Source organism: Mesorhizobium loti CJ3sym, from assembly GCF_000472785.1.
GTDB classification, from domain to species: Bacteria; Pseudomonadota; Alphaproteobacteria; order Rhizobiales; family Rhizobiaceae; genus Mesorhizobium; species Mesorhizobium loti_E.
Genome location: NZ_KI421462.1, coordinates 228,312 through 242,941 on the forward strand (window position 1 = coordinate 228,312; position 14,630 = coordinate 242,941).

Annotated in this window: 11 protein-coding genes and 2 pseudogenes; 3 read left to right on the forward strand and 10 right to left on the reverse strand. The window is 59.8% G+C overall.

Annotated elements, in window-relative coordinates:
- Nucleotides 1–362: 362 nt before the first annotated feature.
- Nucleotides 363–1,022, reverse strand: a complete 660-nt coding sequence (nodB, locus tag A3A9_RS0137490; protein ID WP_027033370.1) for a chitooligosaccharide deacetylase NodB — start codon at nt 1,020–1,022, stop codon at nt 363–365.
- A 373-nt stretch (nt 1,023–1,395) separates the two neighbouring features.
- Between nodB and A3A9_RS44700 the strand changes: the two are divergent.
- Nucleotides 1,396–1,500, forward strand: a pseudogene (locus tag A3A9_RS44700) (LysR family transcriptional regulator); the annotation flags it as partial.
- Nucleotides 1,501–1,522: 22 nt separating this feature from the next.
- Here A3A9_RS44700 and A3A9_RS0137495 read toward each other — a convergent pair.
- Nucleotides 1,523–2,992, reverse strand: coding sequence for a PLP-dependent aminotransferase family protein (locus tag A3A9_RS0137495; protein WP_010913827.1), 1,470 nt, complete (start codon nt 2,990–2,992; stop codon nt 1,523–1,525).
- A gap of 321 nt (nt 2,993–3,313) precedes the next feature.
- Here A3A9_RS0137495 and A3A9_RS43710 point away from each other — a divergent pair, with 321 nt between their 5' ends.
- Nucleotides 3,314–3,616, forward strand: coding sequence for a PLP-dependent transferase (locus A3A9_RS43710; RefSeq protein WP_244966435.1), 303 nt, complete (start codon nt 3,314–3,316; stop codon nt 3,614–3,616).
- A 275-nt stretch (nt 3,617–3,891) separates the two neighbouring features.
- Here A3A9_RS43710 and A3A9_RS0137505 read toward each other — a convergent pair whose 3' ends face one another.
- From A3A9_RS0137505 to A3A9_RS0137525, 5 genes are all read right to left on the reverse strand, one after another.
- The gene (locus A3A9_RS0137505; RefSeq protein ID WP_027033368.1) at nt 3,892–5,913 is read right to left on the reverse strand and encodes a carbamoyltransferase family protein; all 2,022 of its coding nucleotides are present in this window, start codon (nt 5,911–5,913) and stop codon (nt 3,892–3,894) included.
- 304 nt (nt 5,914–6,217) lie between these two features.
- On the reverse strand, nt 6,218–7,006 hold the full coding sequence (locus A3A9_RS0137510; protein WP_027033367.1) for an ABC transporter permease: 789 nt from the start codon (nt 7,004–7,006) through the stop codon (nt 6,218–6,220).
- 3 nt (nt 7,007–7,009) lie between these two features.
- Nucleotides 7,010–8,032, reverse strand: coding sequence for a nodulation factor ABC transporter ATP-binding protein NodI (gene nodI, locus A3A9_RS0137515; RefSeq protein WP_080680526.1), 1,023 nt, complete (start codon nt 8,030–8,032; stop codon nt 7,010–7,012).
- A gap of 49 nt (nt 8,033–8,081) precedes the next feature.
- Nucleotides 8,082–9,356 (reverse strand): chitooligosaccharide synthase NodC, encoded by a 1,275-nt coding sequence (gene nodC, locus A3A9_RS0137520; protein ID WP_027033365.1) that lies wholly within the window; start codon nt 9,354–9,356, stop codon nt 8,082–8,084.
- 55 nt (nt 9,357–9,411) lie between these two features.
- Nucleotides 9,412–10,008, reverse strand: a complete 597-nt coding sequence (locus A3A9_RS0137525; protein WP_027033364.1) for a NodA family N-acyltransferase — start codon at nt 10,006–10,008, stop codon at nt 9,412–9,414.
- A gap of 358 nt (nt 10,009–10,366) precedes the next feature.
- On the opposite strand from A3A9_RS0137525, the gene A3A9_RS44705 reads away from it, so the two are divergent.
- A complete protein-coding gene (locus tag A3A9_RS44705) occupies nt 10,367–10,621 on the forward strand; it encodes a hypothetical protein (RefSeq protein ID WP_152536315.1) in 255 nt (84 codons plus the stop codon).
- 616 nt (nt 10,622–11,237) lie between these two features.
- Here A3A9_RS44705 and nodS read toward each other — a convergent pair.
- The 3 genes and pseudogenes from nodS to A3A9_RS0137540 all read right to left on the reverse strand — a co-directional run.
- Nucleotides 11,238–11,846: a nodulation methyltransferase NodS gene (gene nodS, locus A3A9_RS0137530; protein WP_032925915.1), complete on the reverse strand. Its 609-nt coding sequence runs from the start codon at nt 11,844–11,846 to the stop codon at nt 11,238–11,240.
- Nucleotides 11,847–12,446: 600 nt separating this feature from the next.
- On the reverse strand, nt 12,447–13,628 hold the full coding sequence (gene ubiM, locus A3A9_RS0137535; protein WP_027033362.1) for a 5-demethoxyubiquinol-8 5-hydroxylase UbiM: 1,182 nt from the start codon (nt 13,626–13,628) through the stop codon (nt 12,447–12,449).
- Nucleotides 13,629–13,933: 305 nt separating this feature from the next.
- A pseudogene (locus A3A9_RS0137540) lies at nt 13,934–14,227 on the reverse strand (hypothetical protein); the annotation flags it as partial.
- Nucleotides 14,228–14,630 lie beyond the last annotated feature (403 nt).

Sequence of the window (14,630 nt, forward strand, 5' to 3'; positions counted from 1 at the left end):
GCCGGTCCACGGTATGCGAATTGCTTGCCAAACCTTTTCGACGCAGCCAGCGATCCCGCAGGGTCGCGCTATGTGAGCCTGCGGCAAGCCCAATGAAATCGATCCAACGCGAAGTGAACCATACATTCAAACAATCGTCGAAGAGTGAACCTACCGGCGGTGCTGGGCCATGCCGAGGGCGTGCGCGGGTCCTCATCGTAGCAGCTGACAACAGACGTCTACGCTTAGCCAACTGTCGGAGCCGACCAGTTCGTCCGATGTCAACGAAGTGCTTGTTCGCAGGGCGTAAACGGCCTGTAAGCCTTCATAAGCGAGACCACACAGGTACTGGCTGGGAAAGCAGGTCCATGCGATCTCGCATTTCAGTGATGTTCTGGAAGCGAGCGAATTTCATATCCGCAGGCATCTAATGCAGGAATCAGATTGGACAGCGCCATAACGGTCTGGTTGCGCAGACTGGCTTGAGTGCTCCGTGTCGACTCGTCGGGAGGGCATCCGTCGTGCAAGAGCACGATTGCGCCGGGGCGTACCGAGGCGAGCACTGCATCGACGATCGCGTCGGTGCCGGGGCGCGACCAGTCTCTTGGGTCGATCGACCAATGAAGGGCCGCCAGCCCTGCGATCTCTGAGGCAGTGAGCACTTCTTCGCTCCAGGCGCCGTATGGCGCGCGAATGTAGCGGATCGAGGCCTGCGGGCATGCTAGCATGATGGCCTGGTTCGCCTCAAATACCTCACGTTGCACTTCGCCCAAGCCGCACTTGGACAGGTCCGGATGAGACATCGTGTGGTTGCCTACCTCATGCCCTTCTGCGATCATTCGCTGGATGAGATCCGGATGCTCTGCGGCGTAAGCACCAATGACGAAGAATGTCGCTGGCACCCGATTTTGCGCCAGCACATCGAGTATCTGTGGTGTGAAACATGGATTTGGACCGTCGTCAAACGTCAGATAGACGCTTCGACGCCCGGTGCCGTCAGCGCATTCACTCTGCACCTCCCATCTGTCATCGAGACGTCTCATAGCTGCGAACCCTTGCGGTCAATTGTTGTACCGGTCGGCCATTCGCAATCGGCATAACCCCGATCCTTGAGGTAGGGGCCTACGCTATCGGAGGGAGCTTGTCGCGAAGAGCCGACGCGATGCAGCTTGCCCCGATCACCGATGTACCTGGTCGAAAAGGGGATCGGCTCGCTTGATGTTCGGCGCAGACCACACCAGAAAATGCTCCTCGGAGCCAACGCATGCATCGACAATCTCCTTAGGGCTGCATCCTTGAATTCTTCCTATGGGACGTTCTGTCGAATCGGCAAAATCGATTGTTTCGATGACAAGCATCCACGTTGCGGATAGATGAGACAAAGGCTTGGATCGCGCGCAACCTCACGGCGGCAGCAGCATCAACCTTAGTCAGCCGGCCATGAGCGCGGCCGTCGCCCGGTCGCGCGACTATTTCAACGATGAACTGTTTATGATGAGCGGCCGCGAATGCGTTCTAACCCGCGTGCGGAACCGTCAGCGTCTCAGAGTCGAGCGACGACGTCGCGCAGCATCTCGACGCCTTTTTCGATCTGCCGGATGCTCAGGGCGGAATAGCCCATGACAAGCCCGACGCGGTCGGCTTCGCCTGCTCCCGACTGCCGATGATAAAGCGGCGAAATCGGGTGCAGACCCAGACCCGCGTATTGGGCAGCTTCGACCAACGCCGTTTCACGCGATCGCGGCAGGTCGTTGAACCATATGACGACGTGCAGTCCAGCCTCTGCCCCCTGGACGGCGATCCGACCTTGAAAACTCCGCTTCAGGGCGGTCAGCAATGCCTCCCGGCGCTCGCCGTTGATGCGGCGCACGCGGCGCACATGGCTTTCATAGCCACCGCTCTCGATCAGAGAGGCCAATGACTCCTGCCCCGCCATCGGAGAATGCCGGTCGGCAAGCTGCTTGGCGGTTTCGAAAACCTGCAGGAATTCCGCCGGGACGACGAGATAACCGATCCGCAGCATCGGCGAGAGCGTCTTTGAGATGGTGCCGAGGTAGATGACGGCCCCATGATCCTCGAGGCTATGCAGCGGGGGAACGGGGCTGATATCGTAGCGATATTCGCTGTCGTAGTCGTCCTCGATGACATAGGCGCCCTGCTCCCGCGCCCATTCCAGAAGCTGATGCCGCCGCGGGATCGGCATGACGCCGCCGAGCGGAAACTGATGCGAGGGCGTCACATAGGCCAGCCGGGCCGCGACCCCCGCCAGTTGCTCCGTTTGCATGCCGTGATCGTCAACCTCGACGGGAACGGGCGTGGCACCTGTACTGGCAAAGACCTGGCGCGCCATCCTGTAGCAGGGGTCCTCGATGACGAAGCTGTCCCCGGGGTCGAGCAGCAGGCGCGCGCAGAGATCGAGGCCCTGCTGCGAACCATTGACGATGACGATCTGCTCGGGGTCGCAGCGCACAGTACGGGCGCGCCAGAGATAGCCCTGAAGCGCTTGGCGGAGCCGGCTCGAACCGCACGGATCGTCATAGGCGAGCCGTGCCGGCCGCTGCGCCATCGCCGCGTTCATCGCGCGCTTCCAAACCGATGCGGGGAAATCTGAGGGCGCCAGGACGCCATATCGGAAATCAACCTTCAGCGTGTTCGGCAGGTAATCCGGCCAGCGCGGAGTACCACGCAGCCGTTCGCCATAGCTTGACAAGTGAACCGGGCCGAACCGTTTTGGGGGATTGGCGGTCAGCTCATGTCCCAGGAGTGAGGATGCGACACGAGGGCGCGCGCCTTGACGGATGTCGATGAAACCTTCCGCGGCCAGCTGCTCGTAGGCGACGGTGACGGTCGTTCGCGAGACTCCAAGTTCCTCGGCGAGACCACGGGAGGACGGCAGCTGGCTGCCGGTGCCGTAAACGCCTCTGAGGATCTGCTCGCGAAGCGCTTCGTAGATCTGGCGCGCCCCCATGCCATGCGAGCGGGTTGAAGCACCGGGACCTGGAGACTGGACCATTTCTTTTCCTGCCAACTGGACATTCCATATCAACCAGTTTGCAGCCACTCCTTCCGAAAGCCAAGAGCACGTCTGAAGCCGATGCCCGAGACCGCAATCCAAGACCGGAAAGTGGCACATCTGCGAACGATGCCAAATTCGGCTTCGCTACCCGCGCGATCCATCACCGGCTACGATCCGGCTGGTTTTCCCAATGCCGTTCAACCACGCGCCTTCCTGAACTCGACCCACGATTGAAAGTGTCGCGGCGAATGAGGTCGCAGCCTTGGCGGCGCAATCCTCGGCGACGCGGAACCCCTCCACACGCTGTACGAAACCGCCGTGCGCTACATCACCGGCGCGGCGCTCCCGACTATGTCGGCCTTCCTGGTTCTGCGCGGGCTGAAAAGGACTCTCACGCTTCGCATGGAATGGCACAGCACCACGGCGCTTGCAATCGCGCAGGCGCGCGACGGGCATTCGGCCGTGGGTTGGGTGAGCTCCCCTTCCTCGACTCGCATCCCGATCAGGCGATTGCCCGAAAGCAGATGTCGGGCATCGCCAACGCTAACCGCGCGGGTGGCCTTGACCAACAGATCTCGAGTCCTGAAGAAAGCGCCGGCGAAATCCGCAATGGCGTCATAATTGGAAGGCGAAGGGTCAAGCCGCGCTAAGACATGATCGTCGCCCCACCAACGCATTTGGCCAAAAAGCATCTCAACGACGAATATGCCGGCTTGGCGCGCCGTAGGGCCGCCGCCTTATCCCGCGAGCGGCGCAGCCCGCTCGCACGTCCCGTCCGCTATGCGTAACACCAGGCTGATGCCGGACACATAGGCAGTCACCGAACCGGGTCCGCCGTCGAGAAACGACAAGGACCGGTGTTTCGGCAACTGCTATCTGTCGTCCAGCGATTGGCATCAGTTTTGATCGACGCGAGCAGCTTGCGAGGGACGCATGCGAACGCGGCGCTGCTCCCACAACCGTCGCAGTTCTCCTGTGAGAGCCTCGCGCTGGGCCTGATCCAGCGTAATTGTATCGAGGAGATCCGCGAGCACGGCTTCGCCTTCGATCCGCGTCAGCAGATCGAACAAGTCATGTGAAATACGCACACCGTCACGGCTGGAGTGATCCGTTCGGATTTCGCAGACGGTCTCCTGGCGATCCAGCGCCGTGTGAGCGCGGACCTTATACAGGGATACATAAGGCGGCAATGAAACCGCGAGCGCAGTCCAATCCTCCAGCGTTGTGGCCCGTTTTTTGACGAGGAACGGCCCGACCACAAGTCCATCCAACCCTGTCGTCAGGAACGTGGCAATCGAGTCTGCAACTGAATCCACGATCGGCTCGGCATTGTTGTTAAAGGACGTATTGAGCAGAATTGGGATGCCAGTGCGCTGCTTGAAGGCATTGATGACGTCCCAGTAGGCCGGACTGGCCTTGCGCGATACTGTTTGCAGCCGAGCCGTACCGTCGACGTGCGTGATGGCGCCGAGCAAACCACGCTTGGAGTCGCGCACACGGACCACGAAATTCATGAAGGGAAATTCGCACGCACTGCCTGGGAGGTCGAAAAATTCGCGCGCATCCTCCTCCAGCACTGATGGGGCGAACGGGCGATACCCTTCCCGCTTCTTGACCATGGCGTTGATCCGGTCCTTGTTTGTGGCGGGCCTGGGGTCGGCAAGAATGCTGCGATTTCCGAGCGCGCGCGGCCCGAACTCCGAACGACCTTGCACCCAGCCGATCACGGCGCCACCGGCCATCCACTCGGCTGCCCTATCCGCCACCGCCTCAGTGCGTTCAAACTCCAGGTGCCCCGCCCATGCTTTTAGTTCCTCTTCGACAGCGTGATCGCTCGCGAGATCCGGCCCCCAATAAACCTCCTGCAGTCGCGCACGCGGCGCGGGGCGGCCCAGCTCACCAGACACGATTAATGCAGCGCCCAATGCGCAGCCAGCGTCATGCGACGCGGGCTGCACGAAGATGTCTTCGAAAAGGCCTGAATAGAGCAGCTTGCCGTTCATGGAGCAATTGTGCGCAACGCCGCCGGCCAGGCACAGCCGCGTCATCCCGGTGGCCTCACGATGATGCCGAAGAATGTGAAACACGATGCGTTCGAGCGCTTCCTGTAACGACGCACTCACATCTTTGTGCTGCTGGGTGAATGGCATTCCCTTTTGCCGGACCTGAATGGTGCGAAGCAAAGTCGGACCGATGCGGTCCAGGTGGACGCGATACTCGCCGTTTGCAGACAGTTCATAGAACTGCTCGAAAAGCTCGCGATAGGGAACGGGATCGCCGTAGGGGGCAAGCCCCATTACCTTATATTCATCGAACAAGCCGTAGCCGAGATACCGGATCACCTCGAGATAAAATAGCCCAAGGGAATTGTTCTCTGGGAAAGTCGCGAGTTGCGAAATTTCAGCACCAGATCCTACCGCCACAAGACCCGACTGGAAATCACCAGAGCCATCAATCGCGAAAATCAGACTTTGCTCGAAGCCCGACATTGCAAAAGCACTCACGGCGTGCGCCTGATGATGACTTACGAATGAGATACGCGAAGGGTCGAGCTCGCTACCGAACTCCTGCGCCAACAGCTGCTGCACCAAAAATTTGGCATCCAACGGAATGGAGGCGTTCGGCTCGGAAGCAAGCATGTTTTCGAGCATGGCGTTGCAATAGGTTTCGGTAGCGTAGTACGCCACATGATCGATTTCGCTGAGCTGAACCCCAGCGGCTGAAAGACAGTATTGAACCGAACTGATTGGGAGCTTGTTGGAGTGTTTGATCCGATTGAGGCGCTCCTCTTCTACGGCCGCGATGACCTGTCCGTCTCGGACGAGCACCGCAGCGCCATCGTGCATGAATGTATTCGCAATCTGGAATCGGTTTTCATAGACTTTGTCTAATCCGCCGCTCAATCCTAGACACAGCATCTCGCTCTCCGTTTATCGTACAGGAAGACTGAATTGGCCTGTCTCAAGGCCGTTTGATCAAAAACACAGGCTGCGTTGTCGTTCGCCGCCGCGAACGCCAGTCAGACATCACCAACCTCAAAGAAATTCTCTTACGCCTGGATCAACATGAGATCCTGTGATCGAGGTCCCGGGGCGTTCCATAACGTTGAGAGATTGAGTGGATGCCACGAAGACCCTGGGTTGGATGCCGATTTGCGTTGGCGATGTCGTTTTTATTTGCAGCACGAAGTCCGTAGCGCATTGTTTATCTCACTCTCTTTCGTCAGCGCATTAGTCGGCGGCGCAACAGCGCCATCGAGAGGAAGAATGGCAACAGCGCGTACAGGCCGAGCACACCGACGTGCAGGGCGATGCCGCTGATCGGGTGATCAAGCATAACCGGACGAATGAGGTCGATCGCATGTGACAGCGGCATGCATCGCGCTATCTGCTGAAAGGCGCCAGGCAGCTGGTTCAATGGGAAAACGGCGCCCGACAGGAACAGCATAGGTGTGAGGACAAGCGTCTGGTAAAACACGAAGTAATCGTAGCTGGGCGAAAGTGCGGTGACGATCATCGCGAGGCTCGCAAATACGCACCCTGTCAGAGCAATGATTGGCAGCGCATAGAGGACGGACGGCCAGGCGGCATAGCCCAAGGTTGCGGTGACGATGGTAATAGCCGTACCGGCCATGAAGGCCTTGGTGGCTGCCCACGCCAGTTCACCCAGAACGATGTCGCCGAGGGTAATGTGCGTATACAGCATGGCTTCCCATGTGCGTTGAGAATGCATGCGAGCGAAAGCCGCGTACAATGTTTCCAGGGTAGAGGCGGTCATCGCACTTACCGCGACCATGCCGGCCGCCAAAAAGGCGATATACGACGCACCGTCGACGCGGCCGACCATTATGCCGAGGCCGGTGCCTAGGCCGAAAAGGTAGATCATAGGATCGGCGAGGTTACCGAGAAGCGACACGAGTGCGACTTTCTTCCATGCCAGATAGTTGCGTCGCCATACCGCAACCCAGTTCCACGCATTGGCCGGCAGCGCCGCCGCAAAACCTTCAATCATCGTTCACTCCTCCATCTCGCGCCCGGTCAGCCGCAAGAAAACATCCTCGAGATTGGCTGGACGCAGAAGAAGACGCAGACCTGCTCGCCCCTGCAGTTGCGTGCGCACCTGGTCAGGGTCTGGCGCATAGCAATAAAGGGTTTCGCCGCTGACCTCGATGCGCTGGGAATGTGGCTTGACCAGCGAAAGCAACTCGTGCGGATCGCCACCATAAATCTCCATGACCTGGCATCCGATATGCTCGTCGATCAGCGCCTGCGGGCCGCCTTCGGCGATGTTGCGGCCCTTTTCGAGCACGCACAGCCGATCGCATAATCGCTCAGCCTCTTCCATGAAATGCGTCGTTAGGATAATCGTCTTGCCACGTGCCAACAGGGCGCGCAGCCGCTCCCAGATCAGGTGGCGCGCATGCGGATCGAGGCCGGTGGTCGGCTCGTCCATCACAATGAGCTGGGGGTCGTTGATCAACGCCCGCGCCATTGTCAGGCATCGCTTCATGCCGCCGGACAGTTCCGAGACGCGCGCATCCGCCTTGCGCTCGAGGCGAGCGAACTCGAGAAGCGACGGGATGACCGCTTCGCTCTGACGTGTGCTCATGCCGAAGTAGCGTCCGAACACCAGCAGGTTCTCGCGTACGGTGAATTCCTGGTCAAGATTGTCGAATTGCGGGACCACGCCAATGCCCCTGCGTGCCAGCCGAGCGCGCGCCGGCACCGGGACGCCGAGCACCGTGATCGTGCCCGCGTCAGGGCATGTCATGCCGAGGAGCATACGCGCAATCGTGCTTTTGCCCGCCCCGTTTGGTCCGAGGAGGCCGAAACACTCTCCCGACGCAACGGAGAACGACAGTTCGTCGACAACGATCTTGTTCCCATACGACTTGGTTACGCCGGCAAAATCGACTGCCACGGTCGACAGAGAGTCAGGCACGGAGCTTTTCGCGCTTGTCTGCCCGTGAAACTCCCGTTCGATCGCAGGAGTCTCGAATCGCCGCAAATCCTCTGGGCCCAACTTACGCTTCAACACTTGATGTTTCTGGTCCTGGCTCAAAACTCTTCCACCTGAGATCACGTGACTATTGCTGTTCGCTGTAAGCTGCGTCAGATCCCACCAAGTTCGGCTTTGAACTGGTGCCGCCAGTGTCTGTCACATTGGCCGCAGAGCTGCGCGACAACCAATCGCTGTTGCTCAATGTGCACAGCGCGTATGCTTTCAACGGGAGCAAGAGAAAGATGTTGATGAGTGTGTGGAGCGAGAATCCGAGAAATCGAAGTTGGCGCGCACGAAACGCTGCCACGCTGCAGCGAACTATAGTCATGGCTGCAATCATCAGGCATGCCGTCCAAGGCGCAGTACCTGTCGTTACCAATTGCGCGAGCCCCGCCAGAATCGACAAAGAGAGCAATAATGGGCCAATATTCTGGCCAATCACGTCCAATGTGAGATAAATGTTAAGGCCGCGCAGCAGTTGGAACGCCAGCAACGTGTCACGGAAAGTGCTCCGGGCCCAGCGAAGCTGTTGGCGCAGATAGGGACCCATGCTGTTGGGAACGACTGTTGCCGCGACGGCCTCCGGGACATACTCTGTTCGAAAGCCTGCTTTCAGCATCAGGATCGTAAGGTGGCGGTCCTCGCCGAAGTCGCTCGGCTTCCCTCGAAAGCGCTGCGTCTCGTACTGATCCAGCAACGAAACAAGCGCGGATCGCCGGTACATGGCACACGGACCGCAGCAACACATGACGGCACCGAACCGAGCCTGCGCTGCCCGCTCTTCGTTGCAGGCGAGCCAGTATTCCATGTCGATCAACCGCGTCAGCCAAGTTTCACTGCGATTGCTAGCCGCCAACTGGCCCATGGCGGCGCCGACCGCTTGATCTTGCATCTTTAGCGCAAGCCTGGTGATGACGTCCGGGGCGAGTATCGTGTCCGAATCTACATTCAGCACCAAATCTCCGCACGAGCGGCGAATGGCGGCAATCTGCGCCTTGCGCTTTCCGACATTCTTTGGGAGCGCAATGAAGTTGAACCTCGGGTCGCCCGCGTATTCCTCGTGTACACCTACGAGGGCATCGCGGTTTGCAGAACCGTCATCAACAACATAGACCTGCAGTTTACCGGCGTATTCCTGACTTGCAATGGAAGCCAGGCAGTCCGAGAGGGTGCGAGGCGCCTCGTTGTAGCACGGGATAATGACATCGACGCTCGGCCAAGGCTCACCGCCGGGCGGGTCGCCCGAGGTCGGCGGTACGTTTGTAGGCAGGGTATAAAACACCTGCGCGGTTTTGTAGACGGTCGACAGTAGCGCATAAGAGCAGATGGCAACAGTACTGGCTGTGGCAAACAGGGTCATGAGATGTCAGATTTTTCTGTGAATTTGAGGAAGCGAGCGGATACCAGATCCGCGGTCATAGCTCTGGACCGTTCCGATCGATCAAAGTGCCGGCCGGCCACTCGCTCATCGAGCGTCCAATTGGGAGCACCATGAGGAGTACGTCGTCGTCGACTCGCGTCGTGGAAGGCAGATCGGAGTACACGTCCGGGAGGGTTGAACGCACGCGAACGCCCGTCAGAATGTTCGCCAAGCCTTTGCGGCAGAACCTCGAAACATGGTTCCGGAGCGCCTGCCGAACCGTGCCGAAAGCGAATGGAACGCCAAGCTGCTGCAGCACTGGATACATGACGCTAATCGAATGGGCGATTCCCAGCCCCTCAAGATCCGGACGCACCCCGTATAGACCGAGTTCAGCGACCAGCAGATCAACGTCGCCAACTTTGATGTATCGGCGCAGCACGCCCATGTGAGCCGCTACCCCGTGCACATCATAGCCGATTGCGCGGAGTTCCGGCCTTGCACCGGCCCAACTTCGACCGCCTTCGAATTGCTTTCCATTGAAGGCTCCGGTCGGCTCATAGGTCTTCCGGAAGAACTCAGAGAGTTCGAGGTGATCGGGAAGCTGCAACTCATTTTCCCAGCATAACCTCCACTGCACGTCAGGGCGCATGCGAAGACTTCCTCTTTTTCGGGTTCTTTTGTGCACCTCACGCGGTAGAGCAATGGCGGTGCATGTCATGGGTCTATGAACGACCCTCCCGGATTGGTAAAATTGATTGTTTAGATCGCGAGCATCCACGCTATGGATATTAAAACCATGCCTTTCAAAGGCCCTGATCTGAACCTTCTGGTCGTGCTCGATTGGCCCGATAAGCGGCGGCACCGATGGCAGCTGTCGGTGACACAACCTGATTCAAGAGCGGCCGCCAGCGCGTGGCTGCGCCCGTGCCGAAGCAGCGATCAAGTGGAGGACGGCCCGACTGTTAGGCGTCAGCAAACGCGGCGACCGTTGGCGCACGCGATGATGCATGGCGATCGCGCAGCTCTGGATCGCCGGCGGCAAACAGGTTCCGCGAAGCTCTATCGCGCTCGCCAACAGGAATCGTCTGGTCAATGCTTTCGAGTGTTGCCGGTCAACCGGACTGTCGGTGAAAGCACCTGGAGAGCGGGAAGGAGCGCGCCCGGATGGCGCTACTTCGAACGAATTGTTTGAGGTTTTGGCCGACTGGAACACACAGCTTGAGCACCTGAGGCCTGAAGTGCGCAAAGGAGCTGGCCCCTAAGTCTTCATTCCGTGCGAGGGATCAAAGATCGCCGCACACAGAAAGGCAGCCTAAGGAGCGTCAGCACTTGCGCCGGCCGAAGGGCCGGGACGCGGGACTGACTGCAACGACGAGATCGGTTAAAAGGGCAGCCGTAGGAGTGTCAGCATAGCGCCGCATAAGGCGGGACACGGGACCGACGGCCCCCGACGAGGAGTGCCGCTTTCCCGGCTAGGGATCACCTTTGAGGTTCGGTGGCGGCAGCCGTAGAGCCCGTCCCGCATAGGGAGCCATGCAAAATAAGGACTTCGCTTCATCTGGGTATCTATGGGTCATTTATTGGGTAAAGCCGTTACGCAAAATGGCAGAGGTGGGGGAACGGTCACCCCGCCGCTTCCGAACCTGATGTCTGGACCGGAAAGGCTTCGGCCGACGTCTGGGGCCGTTGAGGTGGAAGCGGGCGAAAACCCCTCGAGGCTCGCGGCGCAGAACATCGAGCCGCATGAAGAAGCCGGATGTAGTCAGCAGTTGTTACCATCAACTGGATCCAGCTACTTGTTGCAATTGGGCGCTCTATACGTCCGCATATTGGGTCAGCTTGACACCACAGAAGCCCACACAGTTTCCAAGTGTTTTATCAGGAAGCGGAAATCGGCTTTCGGAAGAGAGCCAGCAGGCAGTCTTCATTGATCGACGCGCCCCGGCACTCGATGCACTCGATCTCGGTCAACGATTCGTTCAGCATGGCGATGGTGGTCTCTGCACCAGCAGCGTGCCCCCAGCGTTGGCAATTGGCGTCACGTGCCGATCCGAAAACCAGCTGCCCGCCTGGCGCAAGCAGACTTACCAGGTTGCGGACTGCCGCGCGGATCTGATCGAGGTCTCCGACGTAGTAAAGAACCTCCGCAACGACGATCAGGTCGAACAGCTCATCACTCGAAAACTGTTGAACATCGGAAATTATCCAGCTGATGTGCGGCGTCTCCTTCATGCGTAAACGTGCTCGCGTAATCGCTGGCTCGACGACATCGATCACAGTGAGCCGCTGGCAAATGGGGGCTAGCCGCTCCGTAAAAGCGCCGGCAGCGCAGCCGACTTCGAGCGCATTTGCGACTCGACCTTGCGCAAGTGACAACCGGAGAATTTGGGTGTGGCGCTCCCGCTCGAACGGGTTGCCATCAAGCCGCCATGGGTCGTCTGCGGCCATTTCTCGATTCAGCAGTTCATGATCGATTTTATGGGTCAAATTCGCACCTAGCTAAGGCAGCAATCACCGGCGCTGCAAATGCCGTCTGACGTCGGTAGGGTCGGGGCACGCTCATTCCGAGAAGCGGGGTCCTTCGTGAGACCCGATGTCAAAACACGAGTCCGCTTGACGCGCGACATAGACCCCGATGAGGAAGAACGTCCCGGCAGCAATTTCCACTGCCTTCGGGTCGTTGCATTCTGTTGCTCCTTAAGGCCCAGGTGGTTGGTGCTCAGGCTTTTTCGTCGGGCGTACTGCGGGCCGAGGCACTTGATTTCGGTCACGCTCCTAATAGGGTCCGCAGGATTGGCAAAATTGATTGTTTGGATGACAACCATCCACGCGCTGAACACATCGAAGGCGGGATTGGACGTGGCTGGGTCCACTTCTGTGTGGCGCCGGCCGACAAACGCTTTGCGGCGGTCGGGAATTCTGCACACACACGGCGATTGACACGCTGACGATCTGCGATGGAAGAGGCTCGCGGCATTCAGCGGCCGCGTCTTCATCAAGCATGATCCCGCGCAGCCGCGACCGCTCACATCGAACCAAACTCGCCAGACGCCAGCACGCTGACGATGATCCTATGACGACTGCGGTTCACCGCCTCAGCATGGCCGCAATGCCATGACGGACAAAGGGAAGATGTTGGCCGAGGCGCAGTCCTACATGCCTTGCAAGCCGTGCCGCCGGATGCTCGCTTAAGTAGAGTCCGACGAGGATATTCGTAGCATGGTAGAGCGGCGCCGCCGACAGGCGCAGTCGGCTTTCATATCTGTGGAGCATGTCGGGGTCGGCAATGTCGCGACGGTCGCGCCATGCGGTCTCTATACCGCGGGCGAGCTGCTTCTGGCCGCCGAGGCCGATGTTGAAGCCATGCGCGGTCACCGGGTGCATGCCAATGGCCGCGTCGCCGATCAATGCGGCGCTCGGCGCCCGGAACCTGTGCGCCCAGGTCGTGACCAGCGGATAGATGTAGCGTTGGCTTGCCAGGCTCATGTTGCCGAGGCGCCCTCGACAGCGCTTTGTCAACTCCCTCAGGAACAACTCGTCGTCGAGGGCAAGCAGTCCGTCGGCCTCGTTTGAGGGCAAAGTTAGAAGCAGCGACGACACGCCTGGCGCGAGAGGCAACATCGCCACCGTCTGATGGTGATCGAACCATTCGATCGCGATCTGGTGGTGGGGGCGCTCGTGCCTCACCCGGCAAATCAGCATCGAGTTGCCAAGCCGATTGATATCGGCGCCGATGCCGAGCAGATTGCGGGTGGCGGAAAAACGCGAATCGGCTGCAACGAGAAGCCGAGCGCTCAGCTGCCTGCCAGTGGAGAGCGTTATCATTGCTCCTTGACGGCTGTTTGTTGCACGCACGACCGAGTGGCCGCACAGCAGCCGGGCATGGCCCTGCAAGCGGATGATCTTGAACAGGGCATCGCGGATCTGGCAATTCGGGACCAGAACGCCCAGCGGTTCCGCGGATCCGCCGGGGGAATCGAAACACAACGCAAACGGGCTCGATCCGTTGAGGACGCGTGCGCCTTGAAGCGGTGACTTGTCCGAAGCGGAGATAACATCCCAGGCGCCGAGCTCGCGAAGGATTCCAATCGAGGCGTGGGTGAGCGCGATCTCGCGGCCGTCGAAAGCCGGACTTGCCAGTCTTTCCAGGGATTGCCCTTCGACAACCGCCAGTTTGAGCTGGCTATGAGCAAGCGATGCGGCGAAGGAAAGTCCGACCGGCCCGGCGCCCACGACAATGATGTCGAAGCTGTCGTCACGGCCGGCCATCAGCGTGCCGCCAGCGCGTCGGTTCTCTTGGTGATATGTTGGGGGAGTCGAGCCGCATGTCGTGCATTGATTGCGCTGTGATCTATTGCCCGCATCGCCTCAAGCGCGTTTCTCACGTCGGTTCCTGGCTGGTGAAGCGTCATTTGCCTGCCGTATGATCTGGATTGTCAAGATGATGGAGGGACGACCAGGCTGTCGGTCAGCCCATGTGTTTTTCCCTTGTAGGACTGATCGATCAAACCACGCCGACAAGGGCGTGGCCTTGATCTGGGTCAGTCGAGGCCCAACCGGCGTCGGATGACATAGCGGGCGAAGGCGGCGATCTCCTCATGGATGAAAGTCGGCAGGACGAGCCCGCAAAACAGCCCGTCCGACCGCAGCGCCTCGACAATTTCCTGGCGATCGACGCCGGCAAACATCGTGTCGTGGGCTTTTTGCGACACGCGAACCGGCTTTGCCCCACGCCAGTGCATCCGGCGGGCCGGCATGGTGCGGGCGAGCACGAACATCGGCAGCCAGGCGGGGTTCTCGCGAATGTCCGACAGATAGGTCGGAATGCGCACGGCGATGCGGCGCAGCACGCCGCCGTTTCGCGCGATGGCCTCGAGACTGGCGGCGCCAGATTTGTCAGGGCTCGGCCAACAGACAAACCGCGCCGGCCGACAGGGCGGCGACCGTCAGCAGCCGACAGGCTGCCCGCGCCAGGGGGCGAAGCCGGATGGCCGAGACCGCCTGAGCCTGGCGAAGAAAAAGCGGGCTCGGTTCACGAGCACCCGGCACGCGCCGTCAGGCGCGCGGGCGCCGTCAAAGCTTAGGCCAAATTGCCGCTTTCCGCGGATGCGTGGATGCCATGCCTGCGCTGCGGTTATCAGGTCGCAGGGCTCAACGCTCGGTGCCCCCGCCAGGCGTGCGGGCGAGAAAGGCGCTGAACAGGAATTCTCGTTCCAGGAACGGTCGTTCCTATTCCATAACGCGGTCGGCAGGTCGCCAGGGCCCCGTCGC